Annotated in this window: 16 protein-coding genes; 10 read left to right on the forward strand and 6 right to left on the reverse strand. The window is 62.1% G+C overall.

Going from position 1 to position 19,487, the window contains the following annotated elements; translation table 11 throughout:
* Window positions 1-238: 238 nt before the first annotated feature.
* Window positions 239-1,645 carry an amidase gene (locus GSQ92_RS18265; RefSeq protein WP_159013820.1) on the reverse strand — a complete coding sequence of 469 codons (1,407 nt, stop codon included), beginning with the start codon at window positions 1,643-1,645 and terminating at the stop codon, window positions 239-241.
* A 139-nt stretch (window positions 1,646-1,784) separates the two neighbouring features.
* Here GSQ92_RS18265 and GSQ92_RS18270 point away from each other — a divergent pair, with 139 nt between their 5' ends.
* A complete protein-coding gene (locus GSQ92_RS18270; protein ID WP_158803665.1) occupies window positions 1,785-2,432 on the forward strand; it encodes a pyridoxamine 5'-phosphate oxidase family protein in 648 nt (215 codons plus the stop codon).
* 21 nt (window positions 2,433-2,453) lie between these two features.
* On the forward strand, window positions 2,454-2,765 hold the full coding sequence (locus tag GSQ92_RS18275) for a hypothetical protein (protein WP_158803666.1): 312 nt from the start codon (window positions 2,454-2,456) through the stop codon (window positions 2,763-2,765).
* A gap of 21 nt (window positions 2,766-2,786) precedes the next feature.
* Here the strand turns inward: GSQ92_RS18275 and GSQ92_RS18280 are convergent, their stop codons facing one another.
* A complete protein-coding gene (locus GSQ92_RS18280; RefSeq protein WP_158803667.1) occupies window positions 2,787-2,984 on the reverse strand; it encodes a hypothetical protein in 198 nt (65 codons plus the stop codon).
* A 202-nt stretch (window positions 2,985-3,186) separates the two neighbouring features.
* Between GSQ92_RS18280 and GSQ92_RS18285 the strand changes: the two genes are divergently transcribed.
* On the forward strand, window positions 3,187-3,615 hold the full coding sequence (locus GSQ92_RS18285) for a DUF1810 domain-containing protein (protein ID WP_158803668.1): 429 nt from the start codon (window positions 3,187-3,189) through the stop codon (window positions 3,613-3,615).
* 25 nt (window positions 3,616-3,640) lie between these two features.
* Here the strand turns inward: GSQ92_RS18285 and GSQ92_RS18290 are convergent, their stop codons facing one another.
* Together GSQ92_RS18290 and GSQ92_RS18295 are read right to left on the reverse strand one after the other, a co-directional pair.
* Window positions 3,641-5,044, reverse strand: coding sequence for an FAD-binding oxidoreductase (locus GSQ92_RS18290; RefSeq protein WP_158803669.1), 1,404 nt, complete (start codon window positions 5,042-5,044; stop codon window positions 3,641-3,643).
* A 26-nt stretch (window positions 5,045-5,070) separates the two neighbouring features.
* Window positions 5,071-5,862, reverse strand: a complete 792-nt coding sequence (locus GSQ92_RS18295; RefSeq protein ID WP_158803670.1) for an SDR family NAD(P)-dependent oxidoreductase — start codon at window positions 5,860-5,862, stop codon at window positions 5,071-5,073.
* 326 nt (window positions 5,863-6,188) lie between these two features.
* Here GSQ92_RS18295 and GSQ92_RS18300 point away from each other — a divergent pair, with 326 nt between their 5' ends.
* From GSQ92_RS18300 to GSQ92_RS18310, 3 genes are read left to right on the forward strand one after another with little or no spacing between them, the layout of a single operon-like run.
* Window positions 6,189-9,464: a DUF2126 domain-containing protein gene (locus GSQ92_RS18300; protein ID WP_158803736.1), complete on the forward strand. Its 3,276-nt coding sequence runs from the start codon at window positions 6,189-6,191 to the stop codon at window positions 9,462-9,464.
* Window positions 9,454-11,985, forward strand: coding sequence for a circularly permuted type 2 ATP-grasp protein (locus GSQ92_RS18305; RefSeq protein WP_216856870.1), 2,532 nt, complete (start codon window positions 9,454-9,456; stop codon window positions 11,983-11,985). The genes GSQ92_RS18300 and GSQ92_RS18305 overlap by 11 nt, the downstream gene beginning before the upstream one ends.
* Window positions 11,982-12,887: a transglutaminase family protein gene (locus GSQ92_RS18310; protein WP_158803672.1), complete on the forward strand. Its 906-nt coding sequence runs from the start codon at window positions 11,982-11,984 to the stop codon at window positions 12,885-12,887. The genes GSQ92_RS18305 and GSQ92_RS18310 overlap by 4 nt, the downstream gene beginning before the upstream one ends.
* 26 nt (window positions 12,888-12,913) lie before the next feature.
* Here GSQ92_RS18310 and GSQ92_RS18315 read toward each other — a convergent pair whose 3' ends face one another.
* Complete coding sequence (locus GSQ92_RS18315) at window positions 12,914-14,368, reverse strand: diguanylate cyclase (RefSeq protein WP_159013821.1); 1,455 nt, start codon at window positions 14,366-14,368, stop codon at window positions 12,914-12,916.
* Window positions 14,369-14,413: 45 nt separating this feature from the next.
* Here GSQ92_RS18315 and GSQ92_RS18320 point away from each other — a divergent pair, with 45 nt between their 5' ends.
* Window positions 14,414-14,611: a hypothetical protein gene (locus GSQ92_RS18320; RefSeq protein WP_159013822.1), complete on the forward strand. Its 198-nt coding sequence runs from the start codon at window positions 14,414-14,416 to the stop codon at window positions 14,609-14,611.
* A gap of 183 nt (window positions 14,612-14,794) precedes the next feature.
* On the opposite strand, the gene GSQ92_RS18325 is transcribed toward GSQ92_RS18320, so the two are convergent.
* Entirely contained in the window at window positions 14,795-15,820 is a 1,026-nt protein-coding gene (locus GSQ92_RS18325) for a helix-turn-helix transcriptional regulator (protein WP_159013823.1), read from the reverse strand.
* A 392-nt stretch (window positions 15,821-16,212) separates the two neighbouring features.
* Here GSQ92_RS18325 and GSQ92_RS18330 point away from each other — a divergent pair, with 392 nt between their 5' ends.
* The 3 genes from GSQ92_RS18330 to GSQ92_RS18340 all read left to right on the forward strand — a co-directional run bounded on the left by GSQ92_RS18330 (window position 16,213) and on the right by GSQ92_RS18340 (window position 19,415).
* A complete protein-coding gene (locus tag GSQ92_RS18330) occupies window positions 16,213-16,935 on the forward strand; it encodes a DUF2786 domain-containing protein (RefSeq protein WP_158803675.1) in 723 nt (240 codons plus the stop codon).
* 101 nt (window positions 16,936-17,036) lie between these two features.
* Window positions 17,037-17,372 carry a hypothetical protein gene (locus GSQ92_RS18335; RefSeq protein WP_254065703.1) on the forward strand — a complete coding sequence of 112 codons (336 nt, stop codon included), beginning with the start codon at window positions 17,037-17,039 and terminating at the stop codon, window positions 17,370-17,372.
* 705 nt (window positions 17,373-18,077) lie between these two features.
* A complete protein-coding gene (locus GSQ92_RS18340; protein WP_158803677.1) occupies window positions 18,078-19,415 on the forward strand; it encodes an ATP-grasp domain-containing protein in 1,338 nt (445 codons plus the stop codon).
* The last annotated feature ends 72 nt before the right edge of the window (window positions 19,416-19,487 follow it).

Below are 19,487 nucleotides of genomic sequence, written 5' to 3' on the forward strand. Positions count from 1 at the left end.
TGTGGTAACCGGGCGGCGGCGGCGGTCGCCCATAGCCTGGAGGTGGCGGCATTTGAGCGAAGGCCGCTGGCGCTGCGAGGAGCGCGGCGCCGACGCCCAGCAGAAGGCGTCTGAAACCAGTTATCATCATCATCTCCGATCTTGCGCCCGACACTTGGGCTTGAAGCCATTTCCGGCTAGTGAAATGGCGGCAGAGTAACTGCCAAGTGTCGAAGCGATGGCAGGACGTCTCGCAATGTTACGTGGGGAGGGCGCCGTCGAGGCGTGGCCAAGCCCGCGATGCCGGGCGCATGGCCTCATAGGCGGCGGCCAATCTCAGCACACCGGCATCGTCGAAGCGGCGGCCGGCGATCTGCAGTCCGATCGGGGCGCCGCCGCTGGTGTAGCCGCAGTTGATCGAGAGCGCGGGCTGCTCCGACATATTGTAGGCCACGCAATAGGCGATGTGATCGAAGGGCCTTGCGGGATCGTTGAGGGGGCTCGCCCAGTCCGCAGGGAAAGGGGACGCGGTCCAGACTGGCGAAAGGACGAAATCGAAGGCGGCGGTGGCGGCAACCGTCGCCTTGGCCATTGCCCCGATCTGGGAGAAGCCACGGAACACCTCGTTCCCGCTGATCTCGCCACCGCCATCGATCCAGGCGAGGATATATGGCAGGATCATCGCACGCCGCTCGGGCGCCATCTCTGCGAGATCGGCGCGGAAGCGGGTGCGCCAGAAGCGGTCGAGACCCTCCACCATCTCGCGTCGAAGATAAGGCGCTACCGGTTCCACGATGGCGCCGGCCGCTTCGAATAGCTTTGCCGCCGCCTCGGCCGCCGCCATGAGCTCGGGCGCGGCCGTACCGCCGAGGCCGGTGTCGGCGCAGAACCCAATGCGCAAACCCTGAAGGTCGAGCGGGGCTAAGTCCCAGTCGATCGCCGCGGGAGGAAGGCTCATGTAGTCGCGCATATCGGCTGCCGAGAGCACCGACATGGCCAAGGCCGCATCTGCCACGGTGCGGGTGATCGGGCCGGCGACGCGACCGGGGAAAGGCGGGTCGATCGGAATCCGCCCGAAGCTCGGCTTGAGTCCGACGACGCCACAGGCAGCGGCCGGAAGCCGGATCGAGCCGCCGATATCCGTGCCGATATGGATCGGCCCGTAGCCGACGGCGGCAGAGGCAGCGGCACCCGCGCTGGATCCGCCAGGGTTGAGGGCGAGATCCCAGGGATTGCGCGTCAGGCGGTGGAAGCTGGAGAGGCCGGAGGACAGCATGCCGAAGTCAGGCATCGTCGTCTTGCCGAGGATGACGGCACCACCCTCTCGCAGCCGCGCCGCCGGTGGTGCGTCGGCCTCGGCGGGGGTGAGCTCCTTCGCGGCCGTGCCGGCGGGCAGCGGCACGCCGCGGGTCGCGATATTCTCCTTGATCGTCACCGGCACGCCATCGAGCGGACCAGCCGGGGCGCCCTTGCCATAGCGGGACTCGGAGGCCTTGGCGGCAGAGCGCGCGGCATCGGCGTCGAGCGCCCAGGTCGCGCAGATCCTGTCGTCCCAGGCGGCTATTCTGGCGAGGATCGCCTCTGCCGCCTCGACAGGAGAGAGGCTGCGGGCGCGATAGGCGGCGGTAAGGGCGGTGGCGGAGAGGTCGGCGGGATCGGTGCTCATTGACGTAAGCTTAACGCGCGGGCGTGGAGCTTGTCTCCCCGTGGAGCGGTCAACGGCGATGCCGCGCGCGGTTTGTTGAGGCATTGACGGGATCCGGGCGAGCCCGTCCTTTGGCGGGAACGGATCGGAGCGAAATACGATGGATCGGCCGGCGACACAGCGCGTTCGGGTGAAACGCGTCAACGAATTGGCGCGCTACGATCGCGACACATTGGACGCGATTCTTGCCGCGATGCCGATGTGCCATGTAGGGTATGTATTCGACGGTCGGCCCTATGTGACGCCGACGCTGCAATGGCGAATCGGCGACCATATTTATTGGCACGGCTCCGCAGCGAGCCGGATGCTGGAAGCGGTGGAGGGTCAGCCAGTATGCCTGACCGTGTCTCTGTTCGACGGTCTTGTTTTGGCCCGCTCGGCATTCAACTTCACCGTGAATTACCGCTCCGCGATGCTTTTGGGTACTGCGCGCGTCGTGGCGGAGCCTGCGGAGAAGACTGAGGCTCTACAGGCACTGATGGAGATTTTGGTGGCGGGGCATTGGGACCAACTGCGGCCGATGCGCTCCCAGGAGCTTAAGGCAACAACGGTCGTCTCCATGCCGATCGAGGAGTTCTCGATTAAGCTACGCGACGGGCATACGATTGACGATGATGAGGACTACACCTTCCCGGTCTGGGCTGGACTGGTTCCGATCCGGACCGTGATGGGCGCGCCGGAAGCCGACCCGCGCAATCTGGAAGGCGTCGTGGCGCCGCCGGGGCTTGCGGGTTTCGGGGTCGGATGACTTCAGCCTGTGGTGAGGCAAATGATACGTCACCTGTGTGCCGTTTTCGCGATTGTTGGTCTCGCGATTCCGGTCGCGTCGCAGGCACAGCCTGTCAGCGGGTTCTATGTTGGCGGGGAAGGCGGCCTGGCACTTCCGCAACAGCAGAATTTGGACGCTAGCCGGACACATGGCGGCGCCCCTCCCGGTTCCGCGGCTGCGCGGGCGGAAGCTCAGCTCGAAGGCTCCGATGCGGGCGGTAGCGGCAGCGTCGGATGGGGCGCAGGCGATGGCTTGAGGCTGGAGGCTCAGGGGCTTCAGCTCGGACGATCCAATACGGGGTTGGCCCAATAGCGCACGGGCGGGCTCCAGGCCTTACTGGATATTCTGCGCCGTATTGCTGATCGCGTGACCGGCGTTGGCGACGGCGGTGCCAGTAGCCTTGCCTGCGATCGACAAATCCTCACCCGCGCCATGGACGGTATTGCATGCGGTCAGGCCCATCGCGACTCCGGCCAGAAGGAAGACGGCAAGAAGCCCCAATGGGGCGGAATGACCGGAAGCGGCACTCACGGAAACCTCCACACTTGATCTGACATCAGCAGAAACGGTAGCCACCGAGAAAGTGACTGTCACGCGGCTTCTTGGGCTTCCATGCGGCGAGTAGCATCGTCGTTGATCGGCCGTGTGCGCAAGACGTCTCGGCAATATGGCCGCGCACCGATCGCTGACACCAGGGCAGATTGGGTAGCCTTCGCTGCGGACTGGAGGGGATATGTCAGACCCGTTCGATCTCGATCGTTTCCTCCGGGCGCAAGAGCCCGTACTGACGCAAGTGCGCCAGGAATTGGAGGACGGTCGTAAACGCAGCCACTGGATGTGGTTTGTATTTCCCCAGTTGACCGGCCTGGGTCACAGCGCGATGGCTCAGCGCTATGCGCTTGCTTCGCTCGATGAAGCCCGCGCCTATGCTGACCATCCGGTTCTGGGAAAGCGCCTGGTCGATTGCACCGGATTGGTCAACAGGGTCGAGGGCCGCTCTATCCTCGAAATTCTGGGCTCGCCTGACGATCTGAAGTTCCATTCGTCGATGACTTTGTTCTGGCTCGCGGTGCCGGACGAAATTGTCTTTCGCGACGCGCTCGCGAAGTATTTTGACGGCGCCCTTGATCGGAAGACCAAGGAGAGACTGCCCGCGTCGTGAGCAGCTCGCTCGTCTCTTTCGCGAACTATAGTAGCCGCGACTTCGCCATGAGATCGTCGGGGTCCAAGCCGGCCTTGATCATTCGCATCAGCATCAGATCAATTGCTGGTAGCTGATCGAGAAACGCCGTTCGTTTGGATCGTCCAATCCCATGCTCGGCGCTGATCGAGCCTTCAAACTTCCTTGCTAGGGCATAGAGAAGCGTCTCGCACTGCTTCATGAGATCAGCGACTTCGCCTTCCGGCGTGCCAGGCGCCGGCATGACGTTGTAGTGCACATTGCCATCTCCGACATGGCCGTAAGCGAGCGACTGCACACCCGGCATCGCTTCTCCCAATGCCTTGTCGGCCGCCGCGATGAAGGCGGGCAGGGCGGAGAGCGGCACGGAAATATCGGTGCGCAGATGACGCGGCGCTTCCTGGTATTGTGCTTCCACCAGATCCTCGCGGATACGCCAGAGCGCGGCGGACTGGGCTTTCGATTCAGCGACGACGCCATCCAGGACCAGACCCGCGCTCATCGATTGTTCGAGAAAGCGCTCCAGAAGCGGGCGTAACTCGACGAAGCCGCTGGCGGAGGCTTCCAGAAGAACATAGGCCGGCGCTTGCGTTGCGAGCGGCTCGTGTATCGCCGGTTGTTGGCGCAGCACGATATCGATGCAGGGACGCAGAAGAAGCTCGAAGGCGCTCAGAAGATCGGACAGGTCGCGCCGTGCGGCGGCGAAAAGAGTCATCGCGGCTTCGGCGGAAGGGACCGCGAGCAGACAGGTTTCAATCTGCGTCGGCCGAGGAAAAAGCTTCAGCGCTGCGGCGGTGACGATGCCAAGCGTGCCCTCCGCGCCAATGAAAAGTTGTTTGAGGTCGTAGCCCGTATTGTCTTTGCGCAGTTGACGCAGGCCGTTCCAGATGCGGCCATCCGGCAGCACGACTTCCAGACCCAGAACGAGTTCCCGCATCATGCCCCAGCGGAGAACATTGATCCCTCCCGCATTGGTCGAGATCGTGCCGCCGATCTGGCAGCTTCCACGCGCGCCAAGCGACAGCGGGAAGAAGCGATCCTCCGCCTCCGCCGCATCGTTCACGCTTTGCAAGATACAGCCGGCTTCGGCCACCAGGCTGAAGTTGACCCGATCGATCGCACGGACACGGTTCATCCGCTCCAGGCTGACGACAAGTTCGCGGCCATCCGAGGAAGGGATCGCGCCGTGAACGAGGCCGGTATTGCCCCCCTGCGCGACCACTGGCACGCCTCGTTCATGACAAAGCCGCAGAACCGCCGCGACCTCGGCGGTGTCAGCCGGCCGCACGACCGCGAGCGGCTGGCCGACTATTTCGCGCGACCAGTCCCTCGTGTAACGCTCCAGCCCCGCGGACGGTTCCAGAACATGAGCTTCGCCTAAAAGCGCCTGCAATTCGGCGATGATCGTCATGGGATGAATACTCGCGGTGCAGGAGGTCAAATCGTCCGCAGCATGCCGCCATCGGCGAAAAAGGTCGAGCCCACGCAATAGCTTGCGCGATCGGAGCACAGAAACACGAAGAGGTTGGCGATCTCAGCCGCTGAGGCGAAGCGTCTGATCGGCGCGTATTCGTCGGCGACCGATTGCAGATGCGCCTCCCAGTCCCCGCCGGAATCCGCCGTCAATTCCTTCGCCGTCTTGATCCAATCAGGCGTCAGGACGAGGCCGGGGTTGACGGTGTTGACGCGAATGTTGTCGCGGACGACTTCATTGGCGAGGTTTTTCGAGAACATGACGAGTGCCGCCTTGGTGACGTTATAGATCGGCTCGTAGCCGAGCGGCTGGCTCGCGCAGATCGATGCGTTGTGCAGGATAACGCCACCGCCGCGCCGTTTCATTCCGGGCACTAACCCGCGCGCCAGCCTGACCGCCGCCATTACATGCAGATTCCAGTAGAAGTCCCATTTCGAGTCGGGAGCCTCCATGATCGTCTCGTTGCTGCCGGTGCCCGCGTTGTTGATGAGGATATCGGCGCCGCCAAACTCTGCTTCCGCGGCACCCACGATCTGGGTGGCGGCTTCGGCCAGCGAAACATCGCAGGCGACCGGCACCACGCGGACGCCATGGGTCTCGCGGATCGTCTCCGCGACCCGATCGAGCCTCGCTTCATCTCGCGCGGCGAGTACGAGATTCACGCCCTCGGCCGCGAAGCCTTCGGCGATTGCAAGACCGATGCCGACGCTGCCGCCTGTGATGACCGCAACTTTGCCCTTAAGTCCGAGTTCCATGGCGCCGTTCGTCCCCTCGATGTGTTCTTGGCGACTAGGCTACACGCGCGGCAATCAGACTAGAAGTGACTCGACCGCCGTCATCGAGCCTCGATACAACGGTGCGGCGTCCGTCTAGCGATACAATCTCCGGTTGAGGCCGCTTTGCACGCAGCAAGGGTCAAATTGACAGGGAAACTTCACGCCTCTGGCCAGGCGCGAGGGATAGTGACGGCTGGACGGGGATCGCCACACCGTTGACCCTTTCCCCTTGCGACCCCAGGCGTTCGGTCGCTAGGAGTGGACGGCCCTGGAACCCCAGCCCCATTCGGAACGAGGATATCGCCCTGTCGGTTGTCGCTGCTCTCCATCATGCCACTAGGTACCGGTACGACCAGCCCGTGGAACTGGGGCCGCAAACAGTGCGTCTCCGGCCCGCGCCACACTGCCGCACGCGGATCCTCAGTTATTCGCTGACGATCACCCCCGCGAACCATTTTATCAACTGGCAGCAGGATCCCCACGGCAACTGGCTGGCGCGGCTAGTCTTTCCCGAGCGTACGCGGGAGTTCAGCGTCACGGTCGATCTCACCGCCGAGATGGTGGTGATCAACCCCTTCGATTTCTTCATCGAGCCGTATGCCGAGATGTTGCCGTTCAGCTATCCCGACGATCTTCGCCGGGACCTGGCCGCCTATATGGATGTCGACGAGGACGGCCCGCTGCTCGATGCCGCTGTCGGCGATCTGCCCGTTGAAGGGCAGAAAACGGTCGATTTTCTTGTCGCGCTCAATGAGCGCCTTTCGCGGCGCGTCAGCTACGTCGTCCGTATGGAGCCGGGGGTTCAGACCCCTGACGAGACCCTGTCTCAGGGCTCAGGCTCGTGCCGGGATAGCGCCTGGCTGCTGGTCCAGATGCTGCGCCGCCTTGGCTTCGCCGCGCGCTTTGTCTCGGGTTATCTGATCCAGCTCAAGGCCGATATCGACCCGATCGAAGGCCCCCTCGGGACCCAGACGGACTTCACCGACCTGCATGCCTGGGCCGAAGTCTATGTGCCCGGCGCGGGATGGATCGGCTTTGACGCGACCTCCGGCCTGCTCTGCGGTGAAGGACACCTGCCTCTGGCGGCCTCGCCGCACTACCGGTCCGCTGGCGCCATAAGCGGCGTGGCGAGCGTGGCTAAGACCGATTTCGAATTTGAGATGACCGTCTCGCGGCTGGTTGAACCGATCCGCATTACACGGCCCTTCGAGGTCGCGGACTGGAATGCGCTCGATCAGCTTGGGGACCGGGTAGAGGCCGACCTCCTGGCCCATGACGTCCGCCTCACCATGGGCAGCGAGCCGACCTTCGTCTCGATCGACGACCGCGAGGCGGCCGAATGGAACACGGATGCCTCGGGGCCGACCAAACCCGTCATCGGCGAAAGGCTGATCCGGCGGCTTGAGGATCGGTTCGGCAAAGGCGGCATGCTGCATTACGGCCAGGGCAAATGGTACCCGGGCGAGCCCCTTCCGCGCTGGGCGCTGGGGCTTTTCTGGCGCCGCGACGGCCAGCCGGTCTGGCGAGGGACCACGCCTGAGGCAGATGATGCGCCAGCCGCGACAGTCGCCGACGCATTGGCGCTCATCCAGCGGCTCGCGAACCGCCTCGGCGTTGATGCGAGGTTAGCGCTTCCGGCGCGGGAGGATCCGCTCAACGCGATCAAGGCTGAGAGCGATCTGCCGCCGAATGTCGAGCTGAGCGACCCGAACATCGATGATGCAACATCTCGCGCAAGCCTCCGTCGTGTGATGGAGGGCGGCTTGTCGAAGCCGGTAGGCTACGTCCTGCCGCTTCGCCGCGCCTTCACCGAGGCTGAGGGTCAGGGCTGGCTGAGTGAGGCGTGGCAATTCAGGCGCGGGCAGCTCTACCTCGTCTCGGGCGACTCTCCGGTCGGATTACGTCTACCCCTCGACGGCCTTCCAGTGCTGAAGCCTGAAGACTATCCGCATGTCGTGCCCTTGGACCCCTACGAGAATCGCGGCCCGTTGCCGAGCCTGGATGCAATCTATGAGGCGCCGTCACCCGCGTCGTCCGCCTCGAAGGAACACCAGGCCAAGCCGCCGCCGGTGCGGACAGCGATCTCGATCGAGCCTCGGAACGGGCTGCTGCATATCTTCATGCCGCCGATCTCACGGCTTGAGGACTATCTCGAACTCGTGGCGCATCTCGAAGTCGCCGCCGAGGGCAGGCCGGTCCGGATTGAGGGCTATACGCCGCCGGGCGATCCAAGGCTGATCGTCCTGAAGGTTACGCCTGATCCGGGCGTTATCGAGGTGAATATCCAGCCGGCCAGTGACTGGCGGGAAGCGGTCAATATCGTGACCGGCGTTTATGAGGATGCGAGGAGCTGCCGGCTCGGCGCCGACAAGTTCATGGTGGACGGTCGTCATGTCGGCACCGGCGGCGGCGCCCATGTCGTTGTCGGTGGCTCGTCCCCAGACAACTCGCCGTTTCTCCGGCGGCCCGATGTGCTGAAAAGCATGCTGCTGTATTGGCAGCGCCATCCTTCGCTGTCGTACCTCTTCTCGGGGCTCTTCGTCGGGCCGACCAGTCAGTCGCCGCGCGTGGACGAAGCGCGGCACGATGCGCTCTATGAGCTGGATATAGCGCTGGCCGCGATCCCGGCGCCGAGTGAGGCAGAGCCACCGACTCCTTGGTTGGTCGACCGCCTGCTGCGCAATCTGCTGATCGATGTCGGTGGCAATACCCACCGCACGGAAATCTGCATCGACAAGCTTTACTCGCCCGACGGCCCGGCCGGGCGGCTCGGCCTGCTCGAATTCCGTGGCTTCGAGATGCCGCCTGACGCGCGCATGAATCTGGCTCAGCAGCTTCTCATCCGCGCGCTGATCGCGTGGTTCTGGCGGGAGCCGCAAACAGGCCGGTTGGCGCGTTGGGGCACGGCTTTGCACGACCGCTTCATGCTGCCGCATTTCGTCTGGAACGATTTTCTGGGCGTGATGGCTGATCTCAAAGCCGCCGGCTACGATTTCGATCCGCATTGGTATGAAGCTCAACGCGCGTTTCGATTCCCCGTGCACGGTGCTGTCCAATATGGAGGCGTTACATTGGAACTCCGGCATGCGCTGGAGCCTTGGCATGTCATGGGGGAGGAAAGCTCCGGATCGGGCACCGTGCGTTTCGTCGACTCTTCGGTCGAGCGGCTGCAGGTGATGGCGAAGGGATTCAATGCGGAGCGGCATTTGATCACCTGCAACGGCAGAGCGCTGCCCATGACATCGACCGGCGTTTCCATGGAGGTCGTGGCCGGCGTTCGCTACAAGGCTTGGAAACTGCCGAGCGGGCTTCATCCGACTTTAAAGGTCAATGCGCCTTTGACCTTCGATATCGTGGATCTTGGGAATAGCCGTTCCTTGGGTGGCTGCGTCTATCACGTGGTCCATCCAGGAGGCCGCAGCTACGACACCTTCCCCGTCAATGCCTATGAAGCGCAGTCGCGTCGCAAGGCGCGGTTCGAGGAGCATGGGCATACGCCCGGCATCATTACGCCTCCGTACGAAGAGATCACGGGGGAATTCCCGATGACACTTGATCTGAGGACCCATGTTGGCGGCTGAAATCCCGGGTGCCACAAAACGGCGAGGAGACCTCGACGCGGCGGCTGCGATTCGGCTGTCCGAGTGGCTGCGTGGCTATCGGCCCATACAGGGAATACCCGACGAACTCTTCGACCCCACCGGGCGGCCGCGCGAATACTGGCTGAACTTCCTCGGCGATCTCGCAGAATACACGCCGGACGAGCTCAAGAGTCGCTTTAGCCTGGCGACGCGGCATATCCGCGACACCGGCGTCTCGCATCGCGTTTATGGCGAGGAGAATGAGCGTAGCTGGCCGCTCAGCCCGGTTCCTCTGATCATCGGCCATCGCGAATGGGCGCAGATTGCGGCGGGGGTGGAGCAGCGGGCGCGGCTCATGGAAGAGCTGCTGCGAGACATTTACGGCGACGGCAGGCTCGTAGCGGATGGTGCTATTCCAGCCGCCGCGCTGACCGGCAGCCCGGATTTCATTCGTGCCATGCGCGGTGTCGCGCCACCCGGCGGCCGTTATCTTCAGCTTTATGCCGCTGATCTCGGTCGAGGCCCGGACGGACGGTGGTGGGTGCTCGGAGATCGGACGCAGGCGCCGTCCGGTGCGGGGTACGAGTTGGAGAACCGCTTGGTTCTCTCTCGCGCTTATCCCAACCTCTACAACGCGATGAATGTCGAGCGTCTCGCCCCATTCTTCGCCGCATTGCGCAAAGGCTTGGCGCAGGCTGCGGAACGCAAAGATCCGCGTATTTGTCTCCTGACGCCAGGGCCCTATAGCGAGACCTATTTCGAGCAAGCGCATCTCGCGCGCTACCTGGGTTTTCTGCTCGTCGAAGGCGACGACTTGGTTGTTCGCGATGGCCGCGCTTATGTTCGGACCATCGCGGGCCTCAAGCGAGTGGACGTTATTCTGCGGCGTGTGGATGCCGATTTCGTTGATCCGCTGGAACTGAACAGCGCGTCTCGTCTTGGCGTGCCGGGGCTGCTTGAGGCGATCCGCGTGGGCGGTGTGGCCGTGCTGAATATGCCGGGCTCTGGCGTTCTGGAATCCAAAGCTCTGCTGGGGTTCCTCCCGAAGCTTTGCCGCCGGCTGCTGGGCGAAGAACTCAAGATGCCGAATGTGGCGACCTGGTGGTGTGGACAGCCCTCTGAGCGGGCAAGGGTAGAAAGAGACCCGGACTTGGCGATAGGTCCCGCCTTCAACGTGCAACAGCCTGACGAGTTTCTGACAAAGCCAAGGCTGGTCGGGGATCTATCGGCGGAGGAGAGAAAGGAACTCTTCTCTCGTCTCGACGACCGCCCCTGCGATTTTGTCGGCCAGGAAGTCGTGCGACTGTCGACGACGCCGGTTCTTCGAGACGGCAGACTAGAGCCCGCGCCCTTCGTGCTGCGGGTCTTCGTGGCGGCAACGCCGGACGGATATTGCGTCATGCCCGGAGGGTTTTGTCGCACTTCGGATTTTCCGGATGTGCGCGCTATTTCGATGGGCGCCGGCGCGCGTACTGCTGATGTCTGGGTCATCACTGAAAAGCCGGTCGAGCGCGTGACGCTGCTCGCCAACAAGGACGACGTGAAGGTCAGACGGATCATGGGCCAGTTGCCCAGCCGCGCCGCTGACAATCTGTTTTGGCTAGGGCGCTACCTGGAACGCGCGGAGGCGACCCTGCGCCTTGTGCGCAGCCTCTGCACGAGCTTGATGGATTCGGAGGCGGCAATCCACGGCGCCGGCGAGACTTTGGTTCGGCTCGAGGAGTTGCTGATCGCCTGGGGCGCTTTGGATGAAGATGCGGCTGGCCGCAGGGCATTGGACGCGGCCCGCGATGCCTTGCACGACCTGAAGGCGTTCGGCTCGGTCATCTATCTGGTGCGCGCCGCCCGTCGCACGGCAGCGAGCATGCGGGAACGACTTTCACCCGACTTCTGGACGTTGCTGCTCAACCTGGAAAGCGGTCTGGTCGATCCCGCGCGTCACCTGCTGTCAGAAGCGGACGCGCTGCAACAGGTCGAAAGCGCGCTACAGAGCCTCGCTGCTCTCTCCGGTCTGGCACAGGAGAACATGAATCGCAGTGCGGGTTGGCGGTTCCTCGATATGGGACGCAGACTCGAGCGCGGCATCAACACTTGCCGGTTCACGCGAGCGCTGTCGCATGAGGCGGCGACAACGGATGACCTCGACCTGCTTCTTGATCTGGCTGACAGCCAGATCACCTATCGGGCGCGCTACCTCGTGGGTTTATCGCTGACGCCGGTGCTTGATATGGTGATGCTCGACCCCTTCAATACGCGTTCGCTGGCTTTCCAGATCGTGACGTTGGCGGAGCATCTCTCGTCTCTGCCATCTCTGCTTGAGGATGGAATGATGGAAGAGCCCGCCAATATTCTGCTCACCTTGTCCAGCGAAGTGAAAACTCAGAGCGCGGCGGATCTCAATGCCGCGAAAATGCGAAAGCTTGAACTTGCATTGATGCGTCTTTCGGACGCGGTTGCAGCGCGGTATTTTCTGCAGGGTGCCAACGCCGTTCCGACGATCAAGCTCGCTGGCCTGGCGTGATTTACAAACTTCGACACAGGACGACATATAGCTATGCCACTTCGGTAAAGTACGCGCGTTGCGTTCTGCGGTTGACGCCGCGATCCTCCTCCACCCAGACCGTTTTGCAAACCTCAATCACTGTTTCTCCCACTCCGTCCGATCGGTTTGAGCGTATCGGACCATTTGGCGAGCGGACGGTGTCGATTGTGGTCGACGAACCTCATCGCTCATTGATCATCGAAGCGAAGTCTCGTGTGGATGTTCACGCGCCTGCCGAGACGCCGGGTTTCAGCGAGTCTTGGGACGCGGTGAGGACGCGCAGCCTCGCGACGGTTTCCCTCGAGCCCGATGGTCCATCCGGGTATCTCTATCCCACGGCGCGAACACCGTTGGTTCCGGCCATTACAGACTATTCGCGGGCAAGTTTTCGACAAGGTAGAGCGATTGTCGAGGCAACCACGGATTTGATGAGCCGCATACATTCCGACTTCGTCTATGATTCTGAGGCCACGGATGTTTCCACGCCGGCGGCGGAGGCCTTTCGCGTTCGGCGTGGGGTTTGCCAGGATTTTGCCCATATCATGATCTCGGGCCTTCGAGGGCTTGGTCTGCCGGCCGCGTACGTCAGTGGCTATTTGCGCACTTTGCCTCCGCCGGGCGGCGTGCGGCTCGAGGGAGCGGACGCGACCCATGCCTGGGTGTCGGTATGGTGTGGCGAAGAGAATGGCTGGATTGCATTCGATCCTACCAACGCCATTGTCGTCAAGAACGATCACATCGTTCTGGCGATCGGACGGGACTACTCGGACGTAGCGCCCATCGACGGCATTATCTTGGCGCCGGGTAAGCAGACTTTGAAAGTTGGAGTCGATGTGATCCCTGAGAGCGAATTCGAGGGAGCATCTATGGTGGTTTCTTAGCCACAGCAGCGGTTAGACCAGCGGTCCTACAGTGGTTTCCGTCGAACCCGCATTCCGGAACGCGGGTTGCCGCGCAGCCCGGAGGCGGATGTGTGACACATTCTCGCATATGGGAACATCACCCGGTCGCAGATAGCCTGAGAGTCCGCTAGTGCGCGCATATAGCGCTGCCTGTCGCTGGAGACGACGCGATTACGCCCCGCGCGTTTACCATCATACAACCTCTTGTCTGAAATCGAGAGGCATTCGGCGGCATCTTTGCCTTCCTGCGAAAAGGTGAGGCCCAGGCTGATTGTGACTGAAAGGCCGGGAGCTAGCCCCTCCCAGTCATAGGTTTGGACCGCGCTCCGAATTTTCTCGCAAATCTCTCGTCCATACACGGCGGAGCGCTTTAGAAGCACGATCGCGAATTCCTCGCCGCCCATCCGCGCAACAAGATTTCCTTCTTCCTCCGGGTCCATGACGATGCCACGCATGAGCCAGGCGATTGTCTGCAGCACAAGATCTCCGGTGACATGAGAATAGCGGTCGTTGACCAGTTTGAAGTGATCAACGTCAGCAATCGCTATTGCATAGCGGGGCCGGCTCTCAGAAAGTTCCGCGAGCACCGCATCCAGACGGCGCCGATTTCCCACACCCGTCAAGGCATCCTCCAGCGTTTCACGTGCAAAACGCTCAGTCTCCTCGACAAGCTTCATGTTTTGCGCTTCGAGCCGGCTGGAGCGTCCTTCTTCCTCCGCGACGAGAGATCGCATTTCCTCGATCTTGTCATGCAAGATCGAATATTGCATGTGACGGCTCGCATCTTCGTTGGTGTGCCGGCAAAAGAGCTCGTGAAAGCGGGCGTGTGCGGAATAGGCGGCCTGGAAGTCGCCCTCTTCTTCCAGCACCTGCGACAGACGGTGGCAGGAGAAGACCGCGAGTTCCAGAGAGGGATAGGCGATGCAGCGCTCTATGCTTTCTTGAAGCGCCGCAATGGCGTGTGCTCGGTCGCCCTGTTCAAGAAGCAGCAAGGCATGAACATGACCGCGTTGCACAAGACTACGCTTCGATGGCTCTCCCGCTGCGGCGTCGGTGTCCCGCATTGCTTCCTCGGCGGCTAACCGGTCGCCGGCGAGCAGCAGAAATTCGACAAGGTTGTAACCCGGGAGACGTTGCATCTCTCCATCCGCATGGTCACGCGCCAAAACCGCCGCAATTCGGCTGTGCTCGATCGCCGTCTGCAAATAGCTGTACCGCTCTTCGGGAGAAACCACTGCGAAACGGTAAAGATAGTCGGCGTGCAGCGAGCCGAAATTGGAGATACACTGCGCGATTGCCTCAACATCGCCGGAAAGCCGGGCCTGCACCACCGCCTGTTCAGCCAATTCCACTGCGGCGTCATAAAGGCCGAGGCGGGAGCATATGATGGCCGGCACGATCAATGCGGTGGACAGAGCAAGTGGGTCGCCGGTTGCGCGCGCCAGTCGCAGCGCCGCCAATGCCTGATCGGCGGCGGCGGCGGTCTCAATTTCCTCGGCCAGGAGATGCGCGTAGTAGGACCGGCCGAGAGACTCCTTCGCGAGGTCGCCAAGTCTTGCCGCGTCCTCGATCGCGCCCGTCGCCGCGTCGCGGGCGGCATCGTGGCGGCCATCCTGGAACTCGATCCGAATGAGGCGGAGTTTTGCGTTCAGCCGGAGGGTGGCGTCGGATTCGCCGTACGTGCCAATTACTTGCAAGGCTAGCGCCCTTGCCTGCGGCACTAAGCCCAGACGGGACGCGCGAATGCAATCCTGGAACAGAATGGACCCGGCCGTCATCGCGCTTTCGACCGCCACCTCGGAAGGGTGCGAACCCGTCATTGCATTGGCACCAATAGCTGTCCCGTTACCTGGGAACTAGAATCTCTTGCGGCGACGCAAGCCGCGCTACCTCCGCAAACGAGGCGACGCGTTCAAAACCATTCGGATCAAATCGCTTTGTCGATGATTGGACGTCTTGTCCAGCGCGCGGCGCAGATGACACCGGGCGGTGTTATAGCTGATACCTAGTGTGCTGGATGCCGTGCGAAGTGTTTGGCCACGCGCGAGGAGCACAGAAACCTCGAGCTCTTTGGGCGAAAGCCCGTAGATTTTTCCGATCGACCAACCGTCCACCTGGTCATCGAGCTCGTGTTCCTGGACGACGATCATGACGCGGCCCGCGAGTAATCCGCTCCCCGGCACCGGCTCCGTCTGCATCTCCAGTCGCAGGATTCTCACCTGCAACGGCGGACAACCCGACGGACGCGGCAGATGCAATGAGGTTTCAGCTCCGCCTTCGGCGGTCAAAACGCGCTGGATCGATTGTTGCAGCATGGAGTTTGCCGCGGGACTGGACGCTGTGATGATGTCTCCAGCCAAGCCCAATCCGTCCCGTACCTGTAGCAACCGGGTGGCGCCGATATTCGCGAATCTTAGGCGGCCGTCTTGAGCGACGATCAAAACGTTCGAGGCGAGGTGATCGAAGGCCAGACGTAGACTGGTCGCGTCGCTTTTCGCGGCAGCCGCCTCGTGTTCGAGCGCGATTGCCCGGCCAATATAGGGAAGGAGCGTCCGCAGCACCCGAACGTCGCTCGGAGCAAAATCCTCTCGATGGAAAGGGCGGCCTACGATCAAATGGTAGCGCTGGGTATCGCTGACGAACGGCGTCGAAATAAGGCAGTGGAAACGCCCTTCGGGGCGTACAACGTAGTCGAAGAAAGGCGACCGCGCGAAATCGTGGTCTCGCTGCAATGCGGCTCGGTCGACTACCGTTCCCGTATCGAGGTCGCGAAGCCAAATAGGAAGCAGGCGCTCAGCCGAGGCATTTTTCAGCCTCTGTGCGTAAGCGGGATCGACCCCTTGTACGACAGTGTCATCAACGCGACCATCGATCTGCTGTTCCGAAAAAAGCAGCGAATAGGAAGCGCCCACCGCGTCACAGACCGGCTGGAATGGGATGTCGGACCCGTCGATCAGGGCATCACTCAACCGCCCGACAGCGAGAGACAATGATGGCAGGCCGACCAGGGCACCATTCCCTTGTTCAGATATGATCGACTATCCTAGCTTAGGACGAGGTTCTGCCGTTAATCCATTTGGACTAGTGTTCAAAAAAACTTGTTCGTAGGCTTTAATCGATACATCTTTAGCGTGCATAATGACGCCGATGTATTGGAATACAACAATAAGCCGTTGATTGTGTTGCTCTACCTTAGCACCGCTTTGCGATGGCTTGCTCGCAGAGCTGCATATTTTGCGGCAGCCTCGGTTAAACTCGAACGGCGAGGCCATCGGCCGAGTCGGTCATTTCACGAGGAAGCCCATTGAGTCAGAATGACGAACTTGCCCGGGTCAAAGCCCGGATCAAGGCGCTCACCGAGCGGACCATCGACCGAGGCTGCACCGAGGCGGAAGCGATGACTGCCGCCGAAATGGTTGGCCGCCTGCTCGAACGCTATGCTCTGACGATGCAGGAGGTGGACGTCCGGCAGGAGCCCTGCATCCAGTTAGAGGTACCGTTCGGCGGCCAAAGGCGGCGGCCAATCGATGCCTGTGTACCGGCCATCGCCCGCTTCTGTGACTGCAAGGTCTGGATCACTCGAGTGGAGCGGCAGGCCCGCTACGTCTTCTTTGGCTTCGATACGGATACCAGCCTGGCAGCCTATCTCTTCGCGGTGATCGATCGCGCCATCAGGAGTGAACTCTCGGATTTTCGGGCCACCGCGACGAGCTTTGCCGGCACCGCGCTTCGCCGAGCCACGGCGAGTTTCCAGCACGGCATGGCGGCGCGGATCGCCGAAAGGCTCGAGGCGTTGCATGCCGAGCGCGAGGCGTCGGTTTCCGCACAGAGTTCGACCGGCACGGCGCTCATCCTCGTTCGCCACCAGACAGTGGAGACCGCCTTCCGTGCCCGCAAAATCCGGTTGCAGGCGCTTCCCGGCTTGGTTCAGCGGCGGAACTCCGCTTTTCGGGCCGGGCGGCTAGCGGGTGAGCGGGTCAACTTAAGACGGCCGATCGAGGGTCGTGGTCGGATCTTGGTTCAGTAGTGCCAAAACGCGATCTCCAGCGAGGAAGAGTCTATGCTTGGGAGGCTCGTCAGGTCGCGCCGCGTGATCCCAGCTTGGTTGCATTTCTCGCGGCCCAGGGGATGGTTGACGCCATCTGGGCTGAGATGGGGCTACGGTATCCTCCGAGGGTAGAAGCCTTGCCGGCACAGGCGCGCACCCGGATTGCCGATGCGGACCGCCTCACGCTTCGGCTGCGCCCGCAGTCGCCGTCGTGGTGTTTGTTGCACGAACTCGCCCATGCCATGAGCACGACTCAAGATGGAAATTCAGATGGGCATGGAGAGCGCTTTGTTGGGATCTACCTTCAATTACTGGTCCGTTACCTGCGTCTCGACGAAGCCGAACTCCGGCGAAGCCTTACGGAAGCCGGAATACTTTTGATGGAAGGTGCCCGCCCTGTCTTCATCGATCCATAGGCCATTTTCTTGGGGCCGCTGGCCCCACATCCTTAATCTCCCATGTTGTCAACAAACCACGAGCATCCCTCGTAAGTAGAGCGGCGCATCACAATGCTTCCTCTCGGAACATTCCTCGGGGGCTCGATTATGGCGACAAAAGCAGTGCGTTTTCTGGGCCTCGCGGCAGTGGCTTTACCTTTGGCGCTGGCTGGATGTGGGATGTTCGGCGCGTCTTCGCCCGACGCTAGTCCAACCGGATCAGGCGCCTCCCAAACCACTGGGCTCGGGAGCAATGGGCCGGCCTCGAATTCCGGCGGGACGGGTGCTGGAAACGCTGCACAGGGAGGCGCGGGCTCCGGTGGCGCGGGAGCAGGAGGGGCGAGCGGTGCTGGTGGAGGCGCCGGTTCGAAGTAGCAGGATTGCGCAATAAGGGGGCTAGTCATCATCAAGTGCGGCATCGCTCCTGCCGCGCGACCAAGCCCCTCATTTTGACTAAATTACCCATTAAAGAGGATTTGCGCAGCAGTGGGGCGCGTGCCACCTACTGCATCGCCTGCTAATTTTTTAGGCAACTAGAAACTTCGTCCAAGAGGTCTGAGCAGGCCGGGACGTGTGGAAAATAAGGTCTCTTCATGCGCGTCACGATCGAATTGCGGTCCCTGGCCGGCCTGCTTCATGAGCCGGATTTGGTAGCGATCGACTCGCCGGAAATAGGTTGAGCCCATGACCATTCCTCAAAGCAAGTCGCCACGCATCCTGTTTGTCGCTTTGGTCGACAATATTGGACTCGAGCGCGTGGTCGCCGGGTTGGACGGCCAGGGCGCCGTTTGCGCGCTGATGAGCCCGCCCGACTTCTACTGCACTCAAACGCGATCCGTAACACGCTGGTTCGCGCTGCCGCGGCATCGTGGTCTCTGGCTTGGTGCTATTTTCACGCGCGTGCATCTTGAAACCGCCGTGCGGGCGTTTGAGGCCGACCTCATAGTTCCGCTGGATGATATCGCCGCCAAGCTGCTTCGAATGCTGGCCGGAAGTCAGGTGATTACGGGCCGTTTGAAGACGCTGCTCAAGACATCATTCGGTGCGCCAGAAGGCTATGCCGCTGTGTGCAGCCGGGCAGGGTTGATGCAAGTCGCCACGGAACTCGACATCCGCCAGCCCCGGACAGCGATCGTTCCCGATGTCGAGGCGGCGTTGCTTGCCGCCGAGGACTGGGGCTATCCAGTCGTCTTGAAGGCTGAGCACACGAGCGGCGGCTCCGGCGTAGAGATCGTCGCTGATCCAGAGGAACTACGGACAGCGTTCCTATCACTGGTAGGCCGTCGCAGCCTGCGCAATCGCATCCGCGGGGCGGTGCGCCAATCGATCTGGAACCTCGCCGGCATGACGAGGATCGCGCGCATGCCGCCGGTGCTTCAGGCCATGGTTCCCGGAGTGCCGGCTATGCGCAGCGTCTCCACTTGGCAGGGGCGTGTGTTGGACGGGGTGAGCTTCGTGGCCGAGAAGATTCACCCGGAACCGACCGGCGCGAGCACGATGGTTCGCAATGTCGACAATGCCGAGATGGAAGAGGCGGCGCGGCTGATCGTGGCAAAGCTTGGATGTTCGGGCTTTGTGAGTTTCGATTTCATGGTGGATGCCGAAGGCGGCGCTCGCCTGATCGAGATGAATCCACGGCCGATCGGCACCACGCATCTGGGACAATTATTCGGACACGATCCTTGTGCGGCGCTCGTTGCCTGCCTTCTTGACGATGAATCGGCCCACGCGCCACAGCCACGCGCTGTGGCCAAGGGCACCATCATCGCTTTGTTCCCGAAGGAAATGGAGCGAGATCCAAGCAATTTGGAAAGGCTTAGGGCGGCGGGGGTAAGGCATGATGTACCCCTTGGTGATCCTGCGGTCGTCGCGAATTACCTGAGGCGGCTCACTAAGATCCACCCCGACGCCGCAGCAGGAATGGCCGATGCTCTAGCATCGGTCGCTGCGCGCGTTGCGGCGCCCGGCGTTGTCGCGGCGGTAGGTCTGGGCTCGGCCGTCGTCACCGGCGGCTTTGCCTGAAGAGAAAGCGGCGACGAGGATTCCGCGCCACAATGGGCGTGCGAAAGCGGCCGGACAGGACGCTGGACGGCA

This window comes from Acidisoma sp. S159, from assembly GCF_009766125.1.
Taxonomy (GTDB): domain Bacteria; phylum Pseudomonadota; class Alphaproteobacteria; order Acetobacterales; family Acetobacteraceae; genus Acidisoma.

Excerpts from the sequence above, each read along its gene's own strand:
- GSQ92_RS18340 (WP_158803677.1), top strand. The coding sequence starts at position 18,078 with ATGACCATTCCTCAAAGCAAGTCGCCACGCATCCTGTTTGTCGCTTTG.
- GSQ92_RS18265 (WP_159013820.1), bottom strand. The coding sequence starts at position 1,645 with ATGAGCACCGATCCCGCCGACCTCTCCGCCACCGCCCTTACCGCCGCC.
- GSQ92_RS18295 (WP_158803670.1), bottom strand. The coding sequence starts at position 5,862 with ATGGAACTCGGACTTAAGGGCAAAGTTGCGGTCATCACAGGCGGCAGC.
- GSQ92_RS18290 (WP_158803669.1), bottom strand. The coding sequence starts at position 5,044 with ATGACGATCATCGCCGAATTGCAGGCGCTTTTAGGCGAAGCTCATGTT.
- GSQ92_RS18270 (WP_158803665.1), top strand. The coding sequence starts at position 1,785 with ATGGATCGGCCGGCGACACAGCGCGTTCGGGTGAAACGCGTCAACGAA.
- GSQ92_RS18285 (WP_158803668.1), top strand. The coding sequence starts at position 3,187 with ATGTCAGACCCGTTCGATCTCGATCGTTTCCTCCGGGCGCAAGAGCCC.
- GSQ92_RS18275 (WP_158803666.1), top strand. The coding sequence starts at position 2,454 with ATGATACGTCACCTGTGTGCCGTTTTCGCGATTGTTGGTCTCGCGATT.
- GSQ92_RS18335 (WP_254065703.1), top strand. The coding sequence starts at position 17,037 with ATGGTTGACGCCATCTGGGCTGAGATGGGGCTACGGTATCCTCCGAGG.
- GSQ92_RS18320 (WP_159013822.1), top strand. The coding sequence starts at position 14,414 with ATGCGCGTAGTAGGACCGGCCGAGAGACTCCTTCGCGAGGTCGCCAAG.